This window comes from Moorena sp. SIO3I8, from assembly GCF_010692325.1.
GTDB lineage: Bacteria > Cyanobacteriota > Cyanobacteriia > Cyanobacteriales > Coleofasciculaceae > Moorena.
On sequence record NZ_JAAHHW010000441.1, the window covers coordinates 1 to 1,191 of the forward strand.

Annotated in this window: 2 pseudogenes; one reads left to right on the forward strand and one right to left on the reverse strand. The window is 44.8% G+C overall.

What is annotated here, in order from left to right:
• A pseudogene (locus F6K51_RS37740) lies at window positions 1-579 on the forward strand (IS4 family transposase); the annotation flags it as partial.
• Here the strand turns inward: F6K51_RS37740 and F6K51_RS37745 are convergent.
• Window positions 580-705: pseudogene (locus tag F6K51_RS37745) on the reverse strand (transposase); the annotation flags it as partial. It abuts the pseudogene before it with no gap.
• Window positions 706-1,191: the final 486 nt, after the last annotated feature.

Genomic DNA, 1,191 nt, shown 5'->3' on the forward strand with positions numbered 1-1,191 from the left:
TTTGCCTGGGTACGCTATCTCCTGCTAGAGCCATCAATGCCATTTCGATTGAGGATTCGAGCCACAGACAAGATTGAGCACAATGGCCGTTCTCTGGCAGCCCAAGTAGTCTTTGCCCACTTGAAGGTGGGTCAATCCCAAACCCTCAAGGGAACTAGTCGCGTTTGGGGTCAATGTGATTGCCGTTGAGGGATTGCGCCTTGATAATGGCAAGCTTTTGGTGGTCATTGCTCCTGCCAACAGCGAGGGGCTGGAGGCCGATTACGCTTTGCGCTGGGGTATTGAAACCCTATGCAGGCATTTTCAAGACTCGGGGCTAATGCCCTTGAATCGACTCACTTCACCGAGGCAGAGCGCTTGGGAAAGCTCTTTGCGCTTTTGACTTTGGCATTATGCTGGTCGATGCGAACAGGGTTATTCCTTCATCAGCTCCAGCCCATTTCGATTAAAAAACATGGTCGCCGAGCCAAGAGTATTTTCCGATATGGTCTTGACCATCTTCGTCATATTGTACTTAATCCTTCTTTCCTCAATCAAAGAGATTTTCTTCAATCTCTGCAGTTTTTGTCCTGTACTTAGACCGTTAACTACTTCCCGCATATTTACTGTACGTGGACGACCTCCGGTTTTGGCTGCTGGAATCAGAGGCTCGATTATTTTCCACTGTGCATCTGAAATGGTCGCTCTTATAGGCTTTTCTTGAATTTGAACACACTTGGCTGGCTGGCTTGTTTTCTTCCCATAAACCTTAAGTCTATATTTGGCGTACGCTCACCTTCTTTATTTTTACTTTATAAATGGTCTCTAAGTAGGTGGGCTTAATTATCCGTAAAATAGCGCTTGAAATTTAAAATAATGAAACCCCTGTGAATAGAGGCTTCCAGCTTGATTTTCGTCTTTTAAGTTTTAACGTTTATTTATGCCCACCTACTTACAGTTGACCATGTAAACTGCAACGATATGATTACAAAAATCCCCCAAGCCTTCATCCCCGCTCTTTAGAGACGGGGATGAAGGCTCGCAGCGGCTTTAGCCGCCGTGAGAAAAATATTCTGGGAATCTCCAAAATTTGTCGCTGAATAGTATAGACTAAAATAGTAACAGTTGAGGTCGAAGCTGGTGATAATAATTGAGTTCGAAGCATACGGTAAAAAGCACCAATACCAAGCCATTGATGAGGCTATTCGGACA